The sequence below is a fragment of the Microbulbifer mixtoriginis (SeqCode) genome (genome assembly GCF_052466765.1).
The window spans coordinates 3,721,120-3,739,857 of record NZ_CP174289.1 but is presented as its reverse complement, the minus strand read 5'-3'; the positions used below and the strand labels follow the sequence as shown (position 1 = coordinate 3,739,857).

At 54.6% G+C, this 18,738-nt stretch carries 17 protein-coding genes and 1 other RNA gene; 5 read left to right on the top strand and 13 right to left on the bottom strand.

The window, feature by feature from the left end:
• Positions 1-49: 49 nt before the first annotated feature.
• The 12 genes from murG to rsmI form a co-directional block, all read right to left on the bottom strand.
• Positions 50-1,147 (bottom strand): undecaprenyldiphospho-muramoylpentapeptide beta-N-acetylglucosaminyltransferase, encoded by a 1,098-nt coding sequence (murG, locus tag ACJJIV_RS16325; protein WP_444884055.1) that lies wholly within the window; start codon positions 1,145-1,147, stop codon positions 50-52.
• Positions 1,147-2,379, bottom strand: a complete 1,233-nt coding sequence (gene ftsW, locus ACJJIV_RS16320; protein ID WP_444889638.1) for a putative lipid II flippase FtsW — start codon at positions 2,377-2,379, stop codon at positions 1,147-1,149. The genes murG and ftsW overlap by 1 nt, the downstream gene beginning before the upstream one ends.
• Positions 2,376-3,758 carry a UDP-N-acetylmuramoyl-L-alanine--D-glutamate ligase gene (gene murD / locus ACJJIV_RS16315; RefSeq protein WP_444889637.1) on the bottom strand — a complete coding sequence of 461 codons (1,383 nt, stop codon included), beginning with the start codon at positions 3,756-3,758 and terminating at the stop codon, positions 2,376-2,378. Before murD ends, ftsW begins: the two co-directional genes overlap by 4 nt.
• Before the next feature lie 7 nt (positions 3,759-3,765).
• Positions 3,766-4,851, bottom strand: a complete 1,086-nt coding sequence (gene mraY / locus ACJJIV_RS16310; protein WP_252082965.1) for a phospho-N-acetylmuramoyl-pentapeptide-transferase — start codon at positions 4,849-4,851, stop codon at positions 3,766-3,768.
• Positions 4,851-6,230, bottom strand: a complete 1,380-nt coding sequence (locus ACJJIV_RS16305) for a UDP-N-acetylmuramoyl-tripeptide--D-alanyl-D-alanine ligase (protein ID WP_444889636.1) — start codon at positions 6,228-6,230, stop codon at positions 4,851-4,853. Before ACJJIV_RS16305 ends, mraY begins: the two co-directional genes overlap by 1 nt.
• Positions 6,227-7,756: a UDP-N-acetylmuramoyl-L-alanyl-D-glutamate--2,6-diaminopimelate ligase gene (locus ACJJIV_RS16300; protein ID WP_444886948.1), complete on the bottom strand. Its 1,530-nt coding sequence runs from the start codon at positions 7,754-7,756 to the stop codon at positions 6,227-6,229. The genes ACJJIV_RS16305 and ACJJIV_RS16300 overlap by 4 nt, the downstream gene beginning before the upstream one ends.
• Positions 7,753-9,513, bottom strand: a complete 1,761-nt coding sequence (locus ACJJIV_RS16295; RefSeq protein ID WP_444889635.1) for a peptidoglycan D,D-transpeptidase FtsI family protein — start codon at positions 9,511-9,513, stop codon at positions 7,753-7,755. The genes ACJJIV_RS16300 and ACJJIV_RS16295 overlap by 4 nt, the downstream gene beginning before the upstream one ends.
• Before the next feature lie 165 nt (positions 9,514-9,678).
• A complete protein-coding gene (ftsL, locus tag ACJJIV_RS16290; RefSeq protein ID WP_444889634.1) occupies positions 9,679-9,954 on the bottom strand; it encodes a cell division protein FtsL in 276 nt (91 codons plus the stop codon).
• A gap of 4 nt (positions 9,955-9,958) precedes the next feature.
• On the bottom strand, positions 9,959-10,891 hold the full coding sequence (rsmH, locus tag ACJJIV_RS16285; protein ID WP_444889633.1) for a 16S rRNA (cytosine(1402)-N(4))-methyltransferase RsmH: 933 nt from the start codon (positions 10,889-10,891) through the stop codon (positions 9,959-9,961).
• A 12-nt stretch (positions 10,892-10,903) separates the two neighbouring features.
• Positions 10,904-11,347, bottom strand: a complete 444-nt coding sequence (gene mraZ, locus ACJJIV_RS16280; protein WP_252082971.1) for a division/cell wall cluster transcriptional repressor MraZ — start codon at positions 11,345-11,347, stop codon at positions 10,904-10,906.
• 465 nt (positions 11,348-11,812) lie between these two features.
• Positions 11,813-12,180: RNase P RNA component class A (gene rnpB, locus ACJJIV_RS16275), an RNA gene on the bottom strand.
• Between the two features lie 69 nt (positions 12,181-12,249).
• Positions 12,250-13,092 (bottom strand): 16S rRNA (cytidine(1402)-2'-O)-methyltransferase, encoded by an 843-nt coding sequence (rsmI, locus tag ACJJIV_RS16270; RefSeq protein ID WP_444889632.1) that lies wholly within the window; start codon positions 13,090-13,092, stop codon positions 12,250-12,252.
• A gap of 39 nt (positions 13,093-13,131) precedes the next feature.
• Between rsmI and ACJJIV_RS16265 the strand changes: the two genes are divergently transcribed.
• The 4 genes from ACJJIV_RS16265 (at position 13,132) to ACJJIV_RS16250 (ending at position 16,642) form a co-directional block, all read left to right on the top strand.
• The gene (locus ACJJIV_RS16265; protein ID WP_444889631.1) at positions 13,132-15,045 is read left to right on the top strand and encodes a penicillin-binding protein activator; all 1,914 of its coding nucleotides are present in this window, start codon (positions 13,132-13,134) and stop codon (positions 15,043-15,045) included.
• Positions 15,032-15,394, top strand: coding sequence for a YraN family protein (locus tag ACJJIV_RS16260; RefSeq protein WP_252082974.1), 363 nt, complete (start codon positions 15,032-15,034; stop codon positions 15,392-15,394). The genes ACJJIV_RS16265 and ACJJIV_RS16260 overlap by 14 nt, the downstream gene beginning before the upstream one ends.
• A 63-nt stretch (positions 15,395-15,457) precedes the next feature.
• Entirely contained in the window at positions 15,458-16,048 is a 591-nt protein-coding gene (locus ACJJIV_RS16255; protein ID WP_226645585.1) for an SIS domain-containing protein, read from the top strand.
• A 3-nt stretch (positions 16,049-16,051) separates the two neighbouring features.
• Positions 16,052-16,642, top strand: a complete 591-nt coding sequence (locus ACJJIV_RS16250) for a BON domain-containing protein (RefSeq protein WP_252082975.1) — start codon at positions 16,052-16,054, stop codon at positions 16,640-16,642.
• A 128-nt stretch (positions 16,643-16,770) separates the two neighbouring features.
• On the opposite strand, the gene ACJJIV_RS16245 is transcribed toward ACJJIV_RS16250, so the two are convergent.
• The gene (locus ACJJIV_RS16245; protein WP_444886954.1) at positions 16,771-17,961 is read right to left on the bottom strand and encodes a thiolase family protein; all 1,191 of its coding nucleotides are present in this window, start codon (positions 17,959-17,961) and stop codon (positions 16,771-16,773) included.
• A 178-nt stretch (positions 17,962-18,139) separates the two neighbouring features.
• Between ACJJIV_RS16245 and ACJJIV_RS16240 the strand changes: the two genes are divergently transcribed.
• Complete coding sequence (locus tag ACJJIV_RS16240; protein WP_444889630.1) at positions 18,140-18,736, top strand: LemA family protein; 597 nt, start codon at positions 18,140-18,142, stop codon at positions 18,734-18,736.
• The last annotated feature ends 2 nt before the right edge of the window (positions 18,737-18,738 follow it).

Here is an 18,738-nt window from a genome sequence, read left to right as displayed (position 1 = left end):
ACGCTCAGAAGCCATACTTTCTAACCTTGATCCACTCATTTTTTATTTGCTATCTGACAAGAGCCAGCTGTTCAGCGCAGGCACCTACTACCTGCTCGGTTGCATCAATTTTTGCCACACTGCGCGCAGCTTTCGCCATCTCAAGCAACGCTTGAGGGTCCGAGAGAAGCTTCTGCAATAATTCTGACAGACTCTGTGCATCCATGGCGCTCTGCTGAATTACCACAGCACCACCGGCATTCTGTAACCACTCGCCATTGCGTGTCTGATGATCATCAATCGCAAAGGGAAAAGGCACCATAATTGCGCCCACACCAGCGGCAGCGATTTCCGACACAGTCAGCGCCCCGGAGCGACAAATGATCAAATCTGCAACGCTATAGGCATCGGCCATATTCGCAATAAAAGGTACAACCTCTGCCTCTACTCCCGCAGCCTTATAAGCTTCTTGGGCCAACGCTGCATGACGTTCACCCGCCTGATGAACCACTTTCGGCCGTAGGGATAATGGCAGAAGAGCCACAGCTTTTGGCACCAGCTCATTAATTGCCACAGCGCCGAGACTGCCACCGAGCACCAACAGGCGCAGTGGTGCCTCATTTCCGATACGCTGTTGCGGCTCAGGCAAACTCGCAATCTCAGTGCGCACCGGATTGCCAACCTGCTTAGCACCAGGCAAACCACTAGGGAAAGCCTCCAATACCCTACTCGCGATTCGAGCAAGCAGGCGGTTAGTGGTGCCGGCAACCGCATTTTGCTCGTGAATAATTAGCGGAATTCCACTGAGTCGTGCTGCTACACCACCGGGACCGGTGGCAAAGCCACCGAACCCGAGCACCGCATCTGGTGCTACCGCCCTTACCACGGCACGGGCTTGGACCACCGCGCGAAAAATCTGCAGAGGTGCCTTGAACAGGGCCAATTTGCCTTTGCCACGCACGCCCTCCACACGAATACAGTGCAGTGGAATATTCGCCTCGGGAATTAAACGCGCTTCGATACCGCGCTGTGTACCCAGCCACTCAACACTGGCACCGCGCTCCTGCAAGGCTTTTGCCACTGCCAGTGCTGGAAATACGTGGCCACCGGTACCTCCGGCCATCAGTAAAAACTTCTTATTGGCGAATATTTTTTCTTCATGGGACATCAGACTACCTCCCCACTACCAACACCAGCACTGGTGCGGCGCCGGGCAAAAATTGGCAACTTCCCAAACAAACCAGGACTTTCCTCACTATCCCCGGCTTGCCCAAATTGCCCTCGCAATTCAGTGCGAACCCTCAAAGCCAACCCCAGTAGGGCACAGCAAATAATCAAACTACTACCACCGGAGCTAACAAACGGCAGGGTCAGCCCCTTAGTTGGTAATAACCCTGAAGCCACTCCCATATTCACAAAAGCCTGGCCAGCAATCTGTATTGCCATGCCAAATGCCAGTAAAGCCGCAAAAAATTTTTGTTGCACCAGGGCTTCACGTACCAAACGCAATAGCGAACATGTCAGGAGCACAAAAAGCCCAACAACAACCAAGCCACCAAACATGCCCCACTCCTCGGCGAGGATGGCAAAAATAAAGTCGGTATGGGCCTCGGGCAGATAAAACAGTTTTTGCACGCTATTACCCAGCCCCACACCAAACCATTCACCACGACCAAAAGCGATAAGCGATTGGGTCAACTGATAGCCACTGGCAAATTGGTCTCCCCAGGGGTCTAGAAACGTTAGCAGGCGCTGCAAACGATAGGGGCTCATCAGCGCCATCAAGGCCAAACCGCAAGCCGCTGCCGCCACGAGTAAAAACGTGTGGGGTAAGCGTGCACCACCCAAAAACACCATCGCCAGCACTGTGCCGGAAAGTACTACCACAGAGCCGAAGTCCGGTTGCAATAACAGTAAAAAAGCAACCATCGTGAGAATAACCACCGGTACCATAAAGCTGCTCCAGTGGTGTAATTGCTTGCTGCGCCGGGTTAGAAAACTGGCAAAAAATACCAGCATGCAAAACTTCGCCACTTCTGCAGGTTGGATAGTAATTCCCGCAAACACCAACCAGCGTCGACTACCATTTACCTCTCGACCAATACCTGGCACCAATACCACGATTAAAAGCAGACAGGAAAACAGTAACAGTGGCCAAGATAGGCGCGACCAAATAGCCAATGGGATCTGGCTTACCAATAACGCCGCAATTGCCCCAATTAACAAGAATACCAAGTGACGCTTCAGGAAATACCAAGGGTCTGCATAAATATCTGTAGCAAAAGCGATCGACGCTGAAGCCACCATCACAACGCCGATGCTCACCAGCGCCAAAACGCTAAAAGGTAAAAGAGCATCGAGAAAATCACGCCTGCTATTTAGGGAGGGCAATTCACTCATTGTCCCTCCCGTGAGCACTCACACAGCGTCGCTACAATATTGCGAAAGTCTTCACCACGCGCTTCAAAATTGCGATACATATCAAAGCTGGCACACGCCGGGGAGAGCAACACGTAGTCTCCGCTATGCGCCAAAGTTCGGGCCTTACTCACAGCATCCGCCATAGAATCAGCGCTGAGTGTGCTGCACTGGCCAGCAAACACGCTGGCAATTTTGTCGCCATCAACACCGATTGAAACCACTGCACGCAGGGAGCCTGCGCTTTTCTTCAATGCGGAAAAGTCTGCACCTTTACCATCTCCACCTGCGATTAAAACTATTTTACGGGTTGAGGTCGCCAATCCATCCAGCGCGGCCTGAGTTGCACCTACATTAGTGCCCTTAGAGTCGTTGACATAAGTTACGCCATGTAAATCCGCCACGCGCTCACAGCGATGTGCCAAGCCAGGAAAACTACGCAGCACCGACAGCATTGCCGCCACAGGCAGCCCCACTACAGTACCCATGGCCAATGCAGCCAGAGCATTGGCAATATTATGCTTGCCCACCATCGCCAGCTCATCGACCGGCAATAACTTCTCACTTCCTTGAGCCAACCACTCACGCCCCCCAGATAAGCACACACCAAACTGTTTTAAGTCCGGTCGATCAAGGCCGAAAGTCCACTCACGCCGCTCTCGCGACAGAGGTCCCTGGCTCAGGGGATCTTCGCGATTAACCACAAATACTTCTGCACCGCGATAAATCCGTTGCTTCGCCCGGTGATACTCCAACATACTGGGATAGCGGTCCATATGGTCCGCACTCATATTCAAAACAGTCGCTACTGTTGGAGTGAGGGAATAAGTTGTCTCCAATTGGAAACTGGAAAGCTCCAGTACAAACAACTCCGGTAAGGGGTCATCCAATAAATCGAGCACCGGTACGCCAATATTGCCACCCACCCGCACAGAAATGTTGGCTGCTTCAGCCATTCTGCCAAGTAATGTCGTGACCGTGCTTTTGCCGTTAGAACCAGTAATCGCGGCCAATTTCGTTTTGGACTGCTTTCGCAGTAAAGCCTGGGCAAATAATTCAATATCACCAACAACCGGAATACCCTCGGCAACGGCCTTTTGCAAAACCGGCTCCGCTAAGGGCACACCAGGGCTGACAATAATTAAACTGGCCGCAAGTAAAGTGTTTGCACGTAGTGGGCCGGTTTCCACCGCGACCTGGGGAAATTCCCCTTGAAAAGCCGCAAGCCCTGGAGGGTTATCACGGCTATCCACCACCACCGGGGTATGACCATGACGCAGCAGATAGCGCACCACCGATTGCCCGGTAGCGCCCAGTCCAATGACCACTTTGTGCTGCGAAGAAGTCGCGATCAGGCTCATTGTATTTTTATCGGAGTTTCAGTGTTGCCAGTCCAGCCAGAACCAGAATTACCGTGATAATCCAGAAACGCACAATTACCCTCGGCTCGGGCCAACCTTTCAATTCAAAATGGTGGTGCAGCGGGGCCATGCGGAAAATACGCTTACCCGTCAACTTGAAGGACGCAACCTGCAGGATGACTGAAACGGTTTCCATCACGAATACGCCTCCCATAATAAACAGCACAATCTCGTGGCGAGTGATCACCGCAATGATGCCCAGTGCCGCACCCAGGGCCAGGGCACCCACATCCCCCATAAACACCTGCGCCGGATAGGTGTTAAACCATAGGAACCCTAAGCCTGCACCGCACAGAGCCGCACAAAATACAGCGAGTTCCCCTGCACCAGCAATCGCAGGAATATGTAGATAATCGGCAAATTCCGCATGTCCAGATAAATAAGCAATAATTCCCAGTGCCCCGCCTACCATCACCGTAGGCATAATTGCCAGGCCATCAAGACCATCGGTCAGATTAACCGCATTACTGGAACCCACCACTACAAAATAGGTCAGCAGAATAAAGGTGACTGGCCCAAGGTTAATAGCGACGTCTTTAAAGAAAGGCACAAAGAACTGGGTTTCCGCCGGGCTGGTCGCACTCATAAATAAATATATGGCCGCCCCTAAACCGGCAATGGACTGCCAAAAATATTTCCAGCGCGCGATGAGGCCACGAGGGTTCTTATGTACAACTTTTTTATAGTCATCGACAAAACCTACCGCGCCGAAGACAAAGGTCACCAGTAATGTGACCCACACATAGCGATTACCAAGATCCGACCATAGCAGCGCCGAAGCAAAGATTGAGGCGAGAATCAGGGTGCCGCCCATAGTGGGCGTACCGGATTTACTCAAATGTGTTTCAGGGCCATCGTCGCGAATCGCCTGCCCCACTTGTAAATGGTTCAGCCAGTTGATCATGCGTGGTCCAACAATCAGGGAAATTCCCAGTGCGGTAAGGGCCGCAAGAATTGCGCGGACAGTTAAATAATTGAACACCGAAAAGGTGCTCACATGTTGTTGTAATAATTCCGCCAGCCAAAGCAGCATTACGACTCCCCTCTGCTGTTGCCAAGCAGGGCCTGAGCGACCAGTTCCATACGGGCACTACGAGAACCCTTCACCAAAACAGTGGTGTTGTTATCTAATTCATGGGTCAGAGCCGCGATCAACGGCTCCCGCTCCCGATAATTCTGCAGGGGCTCATTGCCCCCATGGCTAAATGCCAAGCTGGCAGCAGTGCCTAATGGTCCCAGGGTAAACAGCGCATCAAGCCCACGCTCTCGCGCCAGATCACCCACATCTCGATGCATATCCTCAGCATCCGGCCCCAACTCCGCCATGTCCCCAAGCACCAGGATTCGTTTCCCTGGTCGTTGTGCCAAAAGCTCAATAGCCGCACCCACAGAACCCGGATTCGCGTTGTAGCTGTCGTCGATAACTGTGGCTCCCAAAATACCGCGCTGCTCCTGCAAGCGGCCGCTGACACCTCTCAGGCTTGATAGCCCCTGAACAATTTCTTTTGCCGATATCCCCGCGGCAAAAGCACAGGCTGCCGCTACTAGAGCGTTGTGCACGTTGTGCTCTCCAAGTAGCTGAAGCTGCAACGGGTAGCTAAGCCCTTCAATCACTAGGTCAAATCCGGCACAGCCACTATTATTCAGGACAATATTTTCCGCAAAGATTTCGCATTGGCTGGAAAGCCCCACCTCTAAAGTGCGCACACCTTCGGGCATTCGCCCGCGCCAATAGTCTGCGTAATTATCATCGGCATTGATAATTGCGGTTCCACCGACATCCAACCCTGTATAAATTTGACCTTTGGCTTTGGCGATGGCGTCAATAGAACCAAACCCTTCAACATGAGCGGGCATAACATTATTGACGGCACTCACTTGTGGCTTGCCGATACTACACAGATAAGCAATATCGTCAGGGCCATTCGCCCCCATCTCCAAAATCAGTACATCGTGCTCTTCGCTGAGGCCGAAAAGAGTTATCGGCAGACCGTACTGGTTGTTTAGGTTGCCTGCAGTCACACAAGGTGTGTGGCGTTGGGAAAAAATCGCCGATAGCATTTCCTTAACCGTGGTCTTGCCACAGGAACCAGTAATCGCAATTACTGGACCAGAGAATTTCTCACGACACAGCAGACCAATTTGTCCGAGTGCTACGGTAGTATCTTTCACCCGCCACTGAGGCAGGCTGCAACCCCGAACCTCCCGATCAACAACTAAGCCAAGTGCCTGACCATCAAGCTCTCCGACAAAATCATGAGCATCGAAATTGTCACCAACCAATGCAACAAACAGTGCTTGGGGGTTTAATTTACGAGTATCTGTGCACACCTCAGAAAATTCGACCGAGCCATTGATCAACTCACCACCGAAGCGCTCTTGCAGTTGCTTAAGAGATAACGACCCAATCACTGGGCTTCCCCCTTCATCCCTTCAACCTTGAGGGGCTTACCCATACGCCGAAGCAACGCAGAAGCAGCCTGCTCGCGATCGCAAAAATGAATTTTTTCGCTGCCGATAATCTGGTAATTCTCATGGCCCTTACCAGCGATCAGCACTATATCTCCCGGCTGTGCCGCAGCCACTGCCTGGCCAATAGCCTTGGCCCGATCAATTTCTACTTCAATATTACTGGCAGCACCTTCGAGGATATCGTCGATAATTTTTTGCGGCTCTTCACTGCGGGGATTGTCGCTGGTAACAATGGCCCGATCGGCCATTTCCGAAGCTATACGCCCCATTGAAGCGCGCTTGCCAGTATCACGATCACCGCCACAGCCAAATACACACCACAATTTCCCACGGCAATAAGGGCGTGCAGCGGCCAACGCCGCTCGCAATGCATCTGGAGTATGGGCGTAATCGACCAACACTCCCACTTCATAGACACCTTCGACTTGAACCCGCTCCATACGACCGGGCACCCCCTGAATAGAGGGAAAAACCGTGAGAATTTCCTCGAACGGCATACCCGCCGAAGCAGCAGCAGCGATAACGGCAAGTGCGTTATAAATATTGAAATCGCCAATCAGCGATGCATTGAGTTCACCGCTCCCCCAGGGAGAACTTAGCTGGACAGAAAAGCCTTTTTCATGACGGCGTAAATCTGTCACATGCAGGTCGCCCGCCTGCAGGCCATAGGTCAATACACGCAACCCGCGCAATCTGCAACGCTCCGCCAGTTGAGCGCCGAAAGGGTCATCCAGGTTTATAATGCCGCGCTTTAATTTTGGCAGGCCAAATAATTTTTCTTTGGCAGCCCCGTAGGCTGCCATATTGCCGTGATAATCCAGGTGGTCGCGGGAAAGATTGGTAAAAATTGCGGTATCAAAAATAAGACCATGTACTCGGCCCTGTGACAGGGCATGGGAGGAAACTTCCATCGCCGCAGCACCCACTCCGCGTCGGCAAAAATCGGCAAAATCCTCCTGTAGCCGCACAGGGTCAGGAGTTGTGAGCCCCGTCTCATGCAGCTCAATCACCCCGTGATTCCATATGCCATTACCAATGGTACCGATCAGGGCAGCGCTGCCAAAATGCCGAGCCAATAACTGGGAGGTGAGATAAGCGCAGGTAGTTTTACCATTGGTGCCGGTCACTCCCACCAAATGCATTTTTCCGCTGGGATTATCGTGGAAACGCGCGGCTATTTCCCCCACCCGCTTAGCAAGCCCGGGTACGGTAACCACAAGGATATCCTTGTGGGTTTTACATTCCAGTTTGTCCCCATCCGCCAAAACTACGGCAGCGCCAGCTTCTATTGCGGCATCAATATATTCCCGCCCATCCACGACAGAGCCGCGCAACGCCATAAAAGCATCGCCAGCTTTCACCTTGCGGCTATCCAGAGCTACACCACTAACAGGTACATCGGGTATGCTCGCGTATCCGGGCACCAATTCCTGCAGGGAGATAAATGATTGTTCGCGCTGAGTCACGACTTTGAACCCCTTCCGGTTAACTGCGCGGCCAGCTGCCGTTCCGCCGCCTCTTTAAGCTCTGGCGGTACTTGCAGCAGGCGCATAGCCCCAGCCATCACAGCGCCAAATACCGGCGCTGCCACTTCACCGCCGTAGTATTTCGCCTGGCTGGGATCGTCTATTACTACAACCGCGGCAAGGCGCGGCTTGTCAGCGGGAATAAATCCCGCAAATACTGAGCGGTAGCGATTATCCGCATAACCACCACTACCAACCTTGTGAACAGTGCCAGTCTTGCCCGCCACTCGGTAACCCTCTACAGCGGCTTGACGGCCAGTGCCGCGGCTGCCAATTACGGTCTCCAGCATGGCGCTCACATCCTTAACGAGCGGCCCTTCGACTACCCGCTGCGCCTCAGAATCGGGCTTATCGTCAGATAGAATCAGGGAAACCGGACGTTTAAGCCCACCGTTAGCCAACACGCTGTAGGCCTGGGCCAATTGCACCCCATTCACGGTTAAACCGTAGCCGAAGGCAAAATTAGCCCGCTCGATTGGGTGCCAGCGGCTGCGGCTAGGTAGGATTCCCGGCGTCTCACCAGGAAAACCACTGCCAACCGCCTCCCCCAAACCCAGGCGGTAAAAGAGTTCTCGAAGCGTATTTGGTTCCAAATCCAGGGCAATTTTTGTAATACCCACCTGACTCGACTTAGTGATAATGCTGGTTAGATCCAACTTGCCGTAGTTGACCGGATCCACCAAAGTTTTACCGGGCACGCGGATATAACCCGGGCTTGTATCTATTTGGGTATGGGGCTTGTAGCGACCTGTCTCCAGCGCCGCCAATACCGTCAGAGGCTTTACCGTAGAGCCCGGCTCAAACTGATCAATCAGGGCGCGATTGCGCATGGCCGCCGCCCTAACTCCCTTGCGGTTATTGGGGTTAAAAGAGGGCTGGTTAGCCATGGCGAGGACATCACCACTGTGGATATCCAAAATCACCATAAAACCGGAAGCGGCACCATTTTCTGCCACAGCACTTTTTAATTCCCGATAGGCGAGGTATTGCAGACGCATATCAATCGAGAGGCGCAACTCCTGACCGGGTTGAGCCTCTCTCTGAATAGCCAGTTCTTGCACCGTGCGACCTTTCAGGTCCTTAACCACCTGCTGCGCACCTGGCTCTCCGGACAACCAGTTATCGTAAGCAAGCTCAATGCCCTCCTGACCGCGATCGTCGATATTGGTAAAGCCCAATAGCTGCGCAACCACCTCCCCGGCGGGATAGAAGCGGCGGTATTCCTTTTTGCTGTAGACACCGGGCAAATCGAGAGACAAGATCCGCTCCGCCTGCTCTGGGGTCAGGTGGCGACGCAGATACATAAATTCCTTATTGCGGTATTTTTCCAGGCGCGCGGTCAACTTATCCGCCTTTAACCTCAGCGTCTTAGCCAGTTGCTTTACTTGTTCGGGACTGCTCTCGCGCAATAATTTGGGATTGGCCCAGAGGCTGTGCACCGGGGTGCTAACCGCTAACAGCTCTCCGTTGCGATCGACAATGGAACCCCGATAGGCGGCTATCTCCTCGGTACGGATGGTGCGCGCGCGCCCCTGATCCTGCAGGAAGCGATATCCCCGCTCTGCTGCAGGAACCACCTGCAAACGCGCTAAGTGAGACACCAGTGCCAGGGCAAGCAGGCACAACAGAACCGCTACCAGCACAAAGCGCCAGCGAGCGATTCCCGGTTGAACTTGCTTTTTCTTTACTGCGCCCATAATTTTCCAATTGGCGTTATATTGTCATCCTGAGGGCAAACCTCTTAGCGGGGCGATTTAACCGGTACCCCGGCAGCGCATCGATAAACAAATTTTCTTATGCTTATTAAGTCAATTTCCGGTGTACACTGCCTAAAAGGGCCGCCTACACTCCGACCAAGCCAATCACTCCAGTGGCACCAAGATCTGCTCTGAAGGGCTCGGCATGCGCATTTTTAATTCTTCCCGGGCCACTTTCTCCACACGGCTATAGGCAGACCAGGCCCCCCGCTCAAGCAGCAGGCGCTCCTGCTCATAACGCAATTCATCGCGGGTCTTTTGTGCGCGGCCTAGCTCTGCGGTCAATTCTCTGCTGCGCTGAGTCGAATACACCACTGCCAACGCCGAGGCAATTGCACCCACCCAGAGCACAGCAATGCTAAGAAACGACCGTATAGGCACAGAATCAGCACCCACCCTGCTTTTCGGCAACCCGCATCACCGCACTGCGCGAGCGCAGGTTTTCATCCACCTCAATGGTGTTAGCCTTGACCGCTTTGCCCACTGAACGCAGGGGCTTGGCGATTTGGCTATCCATTACCGGAAGTCCGCGCGGCAATTTGGGTCCGCGCTCTTTTTCGCGGATAAAGCGCTTGACCATGCGATCCTCCAGCGAATGGAAGCTGATAATCACCAACCGGCCTCCCGGCGCGAGCAGCTGCAGAGACTTTTCCAATGTGCTCCGCAGGTCATCCAGCTCACCATTCACATGAATGCGAATAGCCTGGAAGACTCGAGTAGCCGGGTGCTTGCCCTTTTCCCAAGCTGGGTTGGCTGCCTTCACTACCTCAGCCAAATCCAAAGTTCGCTCGAAGGGCTTTTCAGTGCGGCGGCGAACGATGGCTGCGGCCATTCGCCGCGCGAAACGCTCCTCGCCATATTCTTTAAACACCCGGACCATCTCATCCTCGGCCTCGGTATTCACCCACTGCGCTGCGCTGATACCACGGCTAGTATCCATACGCATATCCAGCGGCCCGTCCTGCATAAAGCTAAAGCCGCGCTCAGCCTGATCCAACTGGGGCGATGAAACCCCTAAGTCCAACAGGATTCCGTTAACACTTCCCGCCCTCTCGCCAACAGCGAGATCCATATCGGCAAAGGAGCCGTGCCAAATTGAAAAGCGCGGCTCAGCAGCAAAACGCTGCTGCGCATAGTCAATCGCCTGGGGGTCTTTATCCACAGCCAACAATTGCCCCTTGGGGCCCAGTTGTTCGAGGATCGCAGCGCTGTGTCCACCGCGCCCAAAGGTCCCATCCACATAGAAACCTTCGGTGTCAGTCACCAGAGCGTCCACGGCCTCGCGCAACAACACACTGCGATGCAATTCTTGAGACACTCGGTGTACTCCTTATAAAGAAAGGGAAGCCATTTCCTCGGGCATTCCCTCCTCGTCGTCACTATTATCGAGCCAGGACATCCATCGTTCCTCGCTCCAAAGTTCTAATTTCTTACCCTGCCCCACGAGCATCAGCTTTTTCTCCAGCCCCGCATATTCGCGCAGAGTAGGAGGGATCAAAACGCGGCCATTGCCATCCACCTGCAGCTCACAGGCATAACCAATCAGTAATCGCTGGGCCCGGCGCGCCACCTTATTAAAGCTGGGAAGAGCCTCGACTTTAGGTAAAATTTGCTGCCACTGCGGCGCCGGATAGACCAGCAGGCAACGCTCCTCTGTATGAGCTGTGATCACCAAGCTACCGGCGCACTCCTCCAGCAAACGGTCGCGGACCTTCGCCGGTATCGCCAGACGCCCCTTGGCGTCCATATTGATTGCATGGCTGCCTAAATACACTTTGTGAGTTCACTCGCTCTGCTAGGCGATTGTCGCGGTAGACCCCTTCATCCAGCGGGCCGATAGCGGGAAAAATTTAAACTTACGCCGCACTGTGTAAATGCCCACTTACCGGCGACGAATAAACCACAAAGTTCCACGAATTTCCACTTTTACCCACTCTCGACACTATAAAACTGGTCGACACAAAGTCAAGGAAATCGACCGCAAAGTCCGCATAAACCCCAGTAAAATCGGGGTCTACAGCAAAGATGGGAGTAATGACATATAAATCACTGTCACAAAGTAACAAAATGGAGTGGGCACCCACTTACAAAATAGTCAACCATATTAAACTAGCCGCCACGGCACGAGTAAGCGCGCCACGATCAAAAACAGAGGTACATCCGTTCCATTCTCCGCCAAAGGCTATGCCAAGCTAGAGGGAACAAAATAAAAAGCCCGGCGAATGCCGGGCTTTAGAAATGTGTGAGCTGGCCTGTAAGCCGGGTTCTGTCGAGGACAACCATTCATCTGGGATGCCTGTCACCAGACACCTCAAGCGACCTACCCGCCCTCAGTGCGGGTCACACCTATAGAGGGCCTATTTGGTCTTGCTCCGAACGGGGTTTACCGTGCCGCGGACTGTTACCAGCCGCGCGGTGCGCTCTTACCGCACCCTTTCACCCTTACCTGTGCTTCCCCAGACCAAAATCGAGGGAAGCCATCGGCGGTCTACTCTCTGCTGCACTTTCCGTAGGCTCGCGCCCCCCAGGCGTTACCTGGCGTTCCACCCTATGGAGCCCGGACTTTCCTCCATCGCACAAGGCGACAGCGATTGCCCGGCCAGCTCGCGGCGAAGAGTAATGAGGCGACAGCCGGAATGCAACAGGCATTTTCCCTAAACCGCGAAAGACAGCGCCTTATTTTTGCTCCAGGCTCCAGTTATACAGGACCTTCTTATTAGCACCGGTAATCTCCGCAGCAATAGCGGCGGCCTTTTTTGGTGGTAACTCGGCCAGCAACAGAGTCATCACTCGCTGCGCCTCTCCATCCAGCGCATTGTCGCGGCGACGCTCAGCACCACGCACCAACAATACAATCTCTCCTCGCTGCTGATTACTGTCGGAACGTACCCAATTTACCAACTCACCCAAAGGCATCAACTGGAATGTCTCGAAGGCCTTGCTCACCTCCCGCGCTATGACCGCTTCGCGCTCAGCACCAAAAATCTCTGCCATCGCCTGCAAGGTATCTGCGACCCGATGGGGCGCCTCATAGAAAACCAGAGTGCGACTGTCTGATGATAACTCCTGCAATGCTCGCTCCCGGGGGCCGGATTTGGCGGGTAGAAAACCCTCAAAGCTAAAGCGGTCACTGGGCAAGCCGGCAGCACTCAGCGCGGCGACAAAGGCACAGGCGCCTGGGATAGGCACCACGCGAATACCCTTTTCTCGCGCCTCGCGCACCAGACGATAGCCGGGGTCGGAGATTAGTGGGGTACCAGCATCGGAGATCAGCGCCACCGTTTGCCCTTGCTCCAGGCGCTGTAGAATCTGTCCCGTACGCTTGCCATCAGAATGATCGTGATAGGCCATTAGCGGCGTATCGATATTGAAATGGGAAAAGAGTCTCTGACTGTGACGTGTGTCCTCTGCCGCAACCAGATCGGCGCATTGTAGAACTTCAATCGCTCGCGGTACCATATCGGCCAAATTACCGATGGGCGTAGCAACAATATATAGCAGCGCCTGATCCGGCCCCATAGCTGTTCACTCCAAATATAAATATTGCGGGAGAAGAATATGTTCGCCTCTTCCCGGCGTACCTCTACTGTGATCACCAGCGTGGCAGCCGCCGCCCTGACACTGGCCTTAGCTGCCTGCCAGACTCCAGCCTCACGGCCTGGGGGCTACCAGCCCTCCTATCCGGCAAACCACCAAGTCAGCCGTAGTGATGCCCTGCGGCTGCTGCGCCGCGCAGATACCCTGCCGGCACCCGCTAGGGACCAACAGCGTCTGCAAGCGGCGGCTATTCTATACGAGCTGGGCGACAAAGAGACGGCCAAAGACGCAGTAACCCAAATAATTCCCGAGCAGCTCGACGACACTCTGTTTGCCAGCTACGCCCAGGTTTTCGGCCATCTACTGGTTGATAATGACGATTTCTTCGAGGCTTTAGACCTAGCAACCTCGACGCGCCTCGACAGTGTCTGGAGGCAACTACCCCGCGATACCGCCCTGCCGTTGCGAAACCTGCGTGCCGACCTATGGGGGCTTTTGGGAGACTTGGATAGCGCTATATCTGAGCGCCGCGAGATTTCCTACCTGGCCCAATCTGATGAAAGCATCACCGAGAACAACAACGGTTTCTGGCAGCTGTTAACCCAGCTGCCCTCCAGCGAACTTCAGCAGCGCGCTAACAGTAGCAGCGATACCCAGATGCGCGGCTGGTATCAGCTCGCCCTGCTGGGGCGCGATACCCAGGCCGATATCAGCTCTCAACTCACCGCCCTGAGCCGCTGGCGGGAGCGCTGGCCAGCACACAGTGCCAATTCCCACCCACCCGAGGCACTGCAACTACTGGAACGCCTAGCTGCGCAGCGGGCAGATAATATTGCCTTATTACTGCCTATCAGTGGCTCACTGGGCAGTGCCGGCCGCGCGATTCGCGATGGTTTTATGGCCGCCCACTACACCGCCTTAAAAGCTGGTGCAGCAACGCCTCGGGTATTGGTGTACGACACGGGTACCGAGCAACCTTTCGAGGAGATTTATCAAAATGCTGTAGACGCGGGAGCGCAGTTTATTGTCGGCCCACTCGATAAAAGTAAGGTCGCTAACTTACTGGCCACTGAAAAGTTACCCGTCCCCACACTCGCACTGAACTATGGTGACAGGGGCCGACTTACTGGCGACCTGGTCCAATTTGGACTGGCAGTTGAGGATGAAGCTCGCCAGATTGCTCGTCACGCCTATCGCCAGGGACATCGCCAAGCGATGGTTTTGAGCACCAATAGCAGCTGGGGACGGCGTGGTGCCGAAACGTTCGTGGAGGAATGGCAGCAACTCGGCGGCTCTGTAAGCATCAATGAAACCTTCACTAATAACAGCAAATTTTCTGACCTGGTCAGCGATGTCCTACTCATTCCCGACAGTAAGGCACGCAAGAAGGCACTCCAGGGACGCCTGTCGGCGCCACTGGAGTTCACCCCTCGCCGGCGCGGTGATATCGACATGATCTTTGTTACCGCCCTGCCACAGCAGGCACGACAGCTCAACCCCATGTTGACCTACTTCTATGCTGGAGACCTGCCGGTTTATGCGACCTCACATGTTTTTGCCGGCCAGGCTAACCCAAATCGCGATCGAGATATCAATGGCGTACGCTTTACCGCACTGCCCTGGCTGTTTGAAGACAGTGAAACCAAACGGAATATCGAAGAGCAGGTAGCCCCGCAGGCAGCATTCGCCCGCCTTTACGCTCTGGGCGCAGATGCTTTCCGCCTCTACCCGCGTCTGCCAATGTTGCGCCAGTTCCCAGAGCAAAAAGTACACGGCCTCACCGGTGCACTGAGCCTAAGCACCGACGGGCGCATAGTGCGCGAGCAGATGTGGGCTCAAATTGAAAAAGGTGTACCGGTACCGATTACAACCATAGAACCCCCGATACCAGCGCGACAACCCAGCCTGCAAGCGGATAATAGTGAAACTTTTTAAAGGCTCCGCAGGCAGTATCGGCGCCCACATGGAGGGCGCCGCGGCACGCTATTTACAGCGCGCCGGACTCACCCTGATCGAACGAAATTACCGAAGTCGCCACGGAGAGATAGACCTTATCGCCCGTGAAAGCGATACTGTAGTGTTTGTGGAGGTGCGCTTCCGCCGCAACAACCGTTTCGGCGGCGCCGGAGCCAGTGTGGATATTCGCAAGCAACAGAAACTGCTCGCCACTGCTCACGGCTATTTGCAACAACACAAACTGGACTGTCCCTGCCGCTTCGATGTCCTTGCTATAGAGGGCGATGCGCAAAACATTCAGTGGATTAAAAACGCCTTCGAAGCTTGAGGCAAAACCGAGATTTACCTTGCCAAGTATGGCGAACCCCAGTTCGCCAGTATTAAGGACACAATGGAACAGCGAGTCGTAACCCTTTTTCACCACAGCCTGGAAGCCACCATGAACGCCGGTGAGATACTGGCGCCCCTGATTGCGGAAGCCAGTGAGATGGTGGTGCACACACTGCTGGCAGAGAGCAAGGTGCTGCTCTGCGGCAATGGGGTCAGCGGCGCCCTGGCACAGAGTTTTTGCTCTCAACTTACCGGGGGGTTCCAGCGCGAGCGCCCAGGCCTGCCCGCCATGGCCCTTAACAGTGACGGCGTCTCCATGGGCACCGTTGCGCAAAATCACGGCAGCGCCGATACCTTTGCGCACCCAGTGCGCGCACTGGGACAACCCGGCGACCTTTTGGTAATTATCAGCAGTGATGGTCGCGACTCAAATCTCGTTCAAGCCATGCGCGCTGCACGGGATCGCGATATGGGCATACTGGCGCTGACCGGTGGCGACGGTGGCGATTGTGCAGCCCTGCTAGACACACACGATATTGAACTGCGAGTGCCTTCTGATGTCGCAGCAGAGGTACACCAGGTGCACCTTCTGACTATTTTTTGCCTGTGTGATCTAATCGACAGCAGCCTTTTTGGTGGCTACGAGGACTGAACCATGAAAAAAAACCAACTTTCCTTGGGAAAACGCCTTCTCTCTGCCCTTGCCGCAACCGCATTACTCGGTGGCTGCAGCACCGTTATGGAGGCTACCCACGATGGCCCCATTCAACAAGATCCCGGCAAGCGTTCACTGGGCACCTATATCGATGACGAGAGAATCGAAACGATAGTGACGGTCAATATCAACAAGGCACATCCGGATCTGAAGACCTCAAATATCGATGTGACCTCCTTTAACGGAGTCGTGCTACTCACTGGACAGGTGCCCGATCAGGAACTGCGCCTACTCGCCGGGCGCACTGCCAGCCAAGTACAAAATGTTCGCCAGGTTTACAATGAAACTCAGGTTCGCGGTAAAGTTACTTTTCTAGCCTCTACCAGTGATACCTGGCTGACCACCAAAGTAAAAACCAACTTACTCGCTCACAAAGAAATTGATGGTGCGCGCATTAAAGTCGTGACGGAAAACGGAGTCGTTTACCTGATGGGACTGCTCACCCCAGCCGAGGCCGAGCGCGCTGCTGACCTCACCCGCTCGATTGGCGGGGTTCAGAAAGTGGTGAAAGCGGTGGAATATATCAACTAACAACACATCCACTGCACGCTACTGCAGCTAGGCCTTAATAAGAGCCTGGTGATATCGGTCAAAAAGAACAAGCGCAAAAAAACGGAGGCAAAAGCCTCCGTTTTTTATTTCTAACTATCGCGCGGGACCTATACTCGCTCAATCGCTACTGCTGTGGCCTCACCGCCACCGATGCAGAGGCTCGCCACCCCTTTTTTCACATCGCGCTTTTCCATCGCCGCCAGCAGGGTGGTCAGGATGCGGGCACCGCTCGCGCCCAAAGGATGCCCCAATGCGCAGGCGCCGCCATTCACATTGACCTTCTCCCAGGGCAGATCCAGCTCGCGCATGGCCGACATGGTCACCACAGCAAAGGCCTCATTGATTTCAAACAGGTCTACATCGCTGACGGACCAACCAGAGTTTTCCAGCAGCTTGTGCATGGCGCCCACCGGAGCGATGGTGAACCACTCGGGTTCGCGGGCAAACTGAGCCTGTGCCTTGATCACTGCCAACACTTTGAGACCGCGCTTCTCCGCTTCACTCTTGCGCATCAGCACCAGAGCGGCGGCGCCGTCAGAAATAGAGCTGGAGTTGGCCGCGGTGACAGTACCATCCTTGCGGAAGGCCGGCTTCAGCTGGGGAATCTTATCTGGGCGGGCATTGCCGGGAGCCTCATCCGTATCAACCTTTACCTCGCCCTTACGAGAAGCGATGGTCACTGGGGCGATCTCACGAGCGAAACTGCCACTCTCGATGGCTGCCTGGGCCCGAGCCAGGGATTCCAGTGCGAAAGCATCCTGCTCCTCACGGGTAAAGCCGTATTTTTCGGCCGTACTCTCGGCAAAGGTGCCCATCAACTTGCCATCTGCCGCGTTTTCCAGGCCGTCAAGAAACATTGAATCCTTGACCTCGCCGTGTCCCAAGCGCATGCCGGAGCGAGCTTTGGCCAGCAGGTACGGGGCATTACTCATGCTCTCCATACCGCCGGCAACGATAACTTTGCCTTCACCCAAGAGTAGTGCGTCGCGGGCCATCATCACGGTCTTCATACCGGAGCCGCAGACCTTATTAACTGTGGTAGTGGGCGTGCCTTCGGGAATACCCGCAGCCAGGGAAGCCTGGCGGGCAGGCGCCTGCCCAACACCAGCCGGAAGCACACAGCCCATCAGTACTTCATCGACATCGGCAGGAGACACGCCGGCGTCTTCCAGCGCCGCGCGAATGGCCGCGGCGCCCAGTTGCGGCGCGCTCAACGCCGACAGGCTCCCCTGCATAGCACCCATTGGGGTGCGTGCCATTCCAACGATCACTACTGGATCTGAGGTTACATCGCTCATTCTGTCTGCTCCCAGTTCAGCGCCGCCATCCCTGTCGTGGCGGCAATTGTTTTTAATGTCGCGGCATTATAGCCGAAGCCATACCCCGTTCCGCCAGAACCCCGGGGCAATACGTCTCGATCGCCACGGGGGCATGTTACTATCGACGCCAATCACAAGAAAAAGTGGCGAGGGGATTATGGAGATTTCAAGCATCGTCGTTCTGGTTGTTTTGGCCGCACTGTTGTTCTACGGGATCGGCATCTTCAACCGGCTGGTATCCCTAAAAAATCGCAACGAGAATGCCTTCGCTCAGATTGAGGTGCAACTTAAGCGCCGCCACGATCTGATCCCCAACCTGGTGGAAACCGCCAGGGGCTACTTACAGCATGAGAGGGATACCCTTGAAGCGGTGGTCAGTGCACGCAACACTGCCATTAGCGACCTGAAAGCCGCGGCAGCCAGCCCTTCCAACGCCAGCGTGATAGACAACCTCGGCCGTGCTGAAAGTGCCCTAAACAGCGCTCTGGGCCGCTTCAATGCTGTTATGGAGGCCTATCCAGCTCTCAAGGCCAACCAGAATATGATGCAGCTCAACGAGGAGCTGAGCAGCACCGAAAATAAGGTTGCCTTTGCCCGCCAAGCCTTTAACGACGCAGTCACCAATTACAACATTTACAAACAGAGCTTTCCCCCCGTTCTACTGGCGGGATTCTTTGGCCACCGCGCCGACGGCCACTTATTGGAGTTTGCCGACAGCGAAGCTGTCCAGGTAGCGCCGCGAATCGAGTTTTAAAC

What these genes read in the sequence shown, in the direction of transcription:
- mraY (WP_252082965.1), bottom strand. Translation starts at nt 4,851, where the DNA reads ATGCTGCTTTGGCTGGCGGAATTATTACAACAACATGTGAGCACCTTT.
- murD (WP_444889637.1), bottom strand. Translation starts at nt 3,758, where the DNA reads ATGAGCCTGATCGCGACTTCTTCGCAGCACAAAGTGGTCATTGGACTG.
- murG (WP_444884055.1), bottom strand. Translation starts at nt 1,147, where the DNA reads ATGTCCCATGAAGAAAAAATATTCGCCAATAAGAAGTTTTTACTGATG.
- ACJJIV_RS16255 (WP_226645585.1), top strand. Translation starts at nt 15,458, where the DNA reads ATGGAACAGCGAGTCGTAACCCTTTTTCACCACAGCCTGGAAGCCACC.
- ACJJIV_RS16245 (WP_444886954.1), bottom strand. Translation starts at nt 17,961, where the DNA reads ATGAGCGATGTAACCTCAGATCCAGTAGTGATCGTTGGAATGGCACGC.
- ACJJIV_RS16265 (WP_444889631.1), top strand. Translation starts at nt 13,132, where the DNA reads ATGTTCGCCTCTTCCCGGCGTACCTCTACTGTGATCACCAGCGTGGCA.
- ftsW (WP_444889638.1), bottom strand. Translation starts at nt 2,379, where the DNA reads ATGAGTGAATTGCCCTCCCTAAATAGCAGGCGTGATTTTCTCGATGCT.
- rsmI (WP_444889632.1), bottom strand. Translation starts at nt 13,092, where the DNA reads ATGGGGCCGGATCAGGCGCTGCTATATATTGTTGCTACGCCCATCGGT.
- ACJJIV_RS16250 (WP_252082975.1), top strand. Translation starts at nt 16,052, where the DNA reads ATGAAAAAAAACCAACTTTCCTTGGGAAAACGCCTTCTCTCTGCCCTT.
- ACJJIV_RS16240 (WP_444889630.1), top strand. Translation starts at nt 18,140, where the DNA reads ATGGAGATTTCAAGCATCGTCGTTCTGGTTGTTTTGGCCGCACTGTTG.
- ACJJIV_RS16295 (WP_444889635.1), bottom strand. Translation starts at nt 9,513, where the DNA reads ATGGGCGCAGTAAAGAAAAAGCAAGTTCAACCGGGAATCGCTCGCTGG.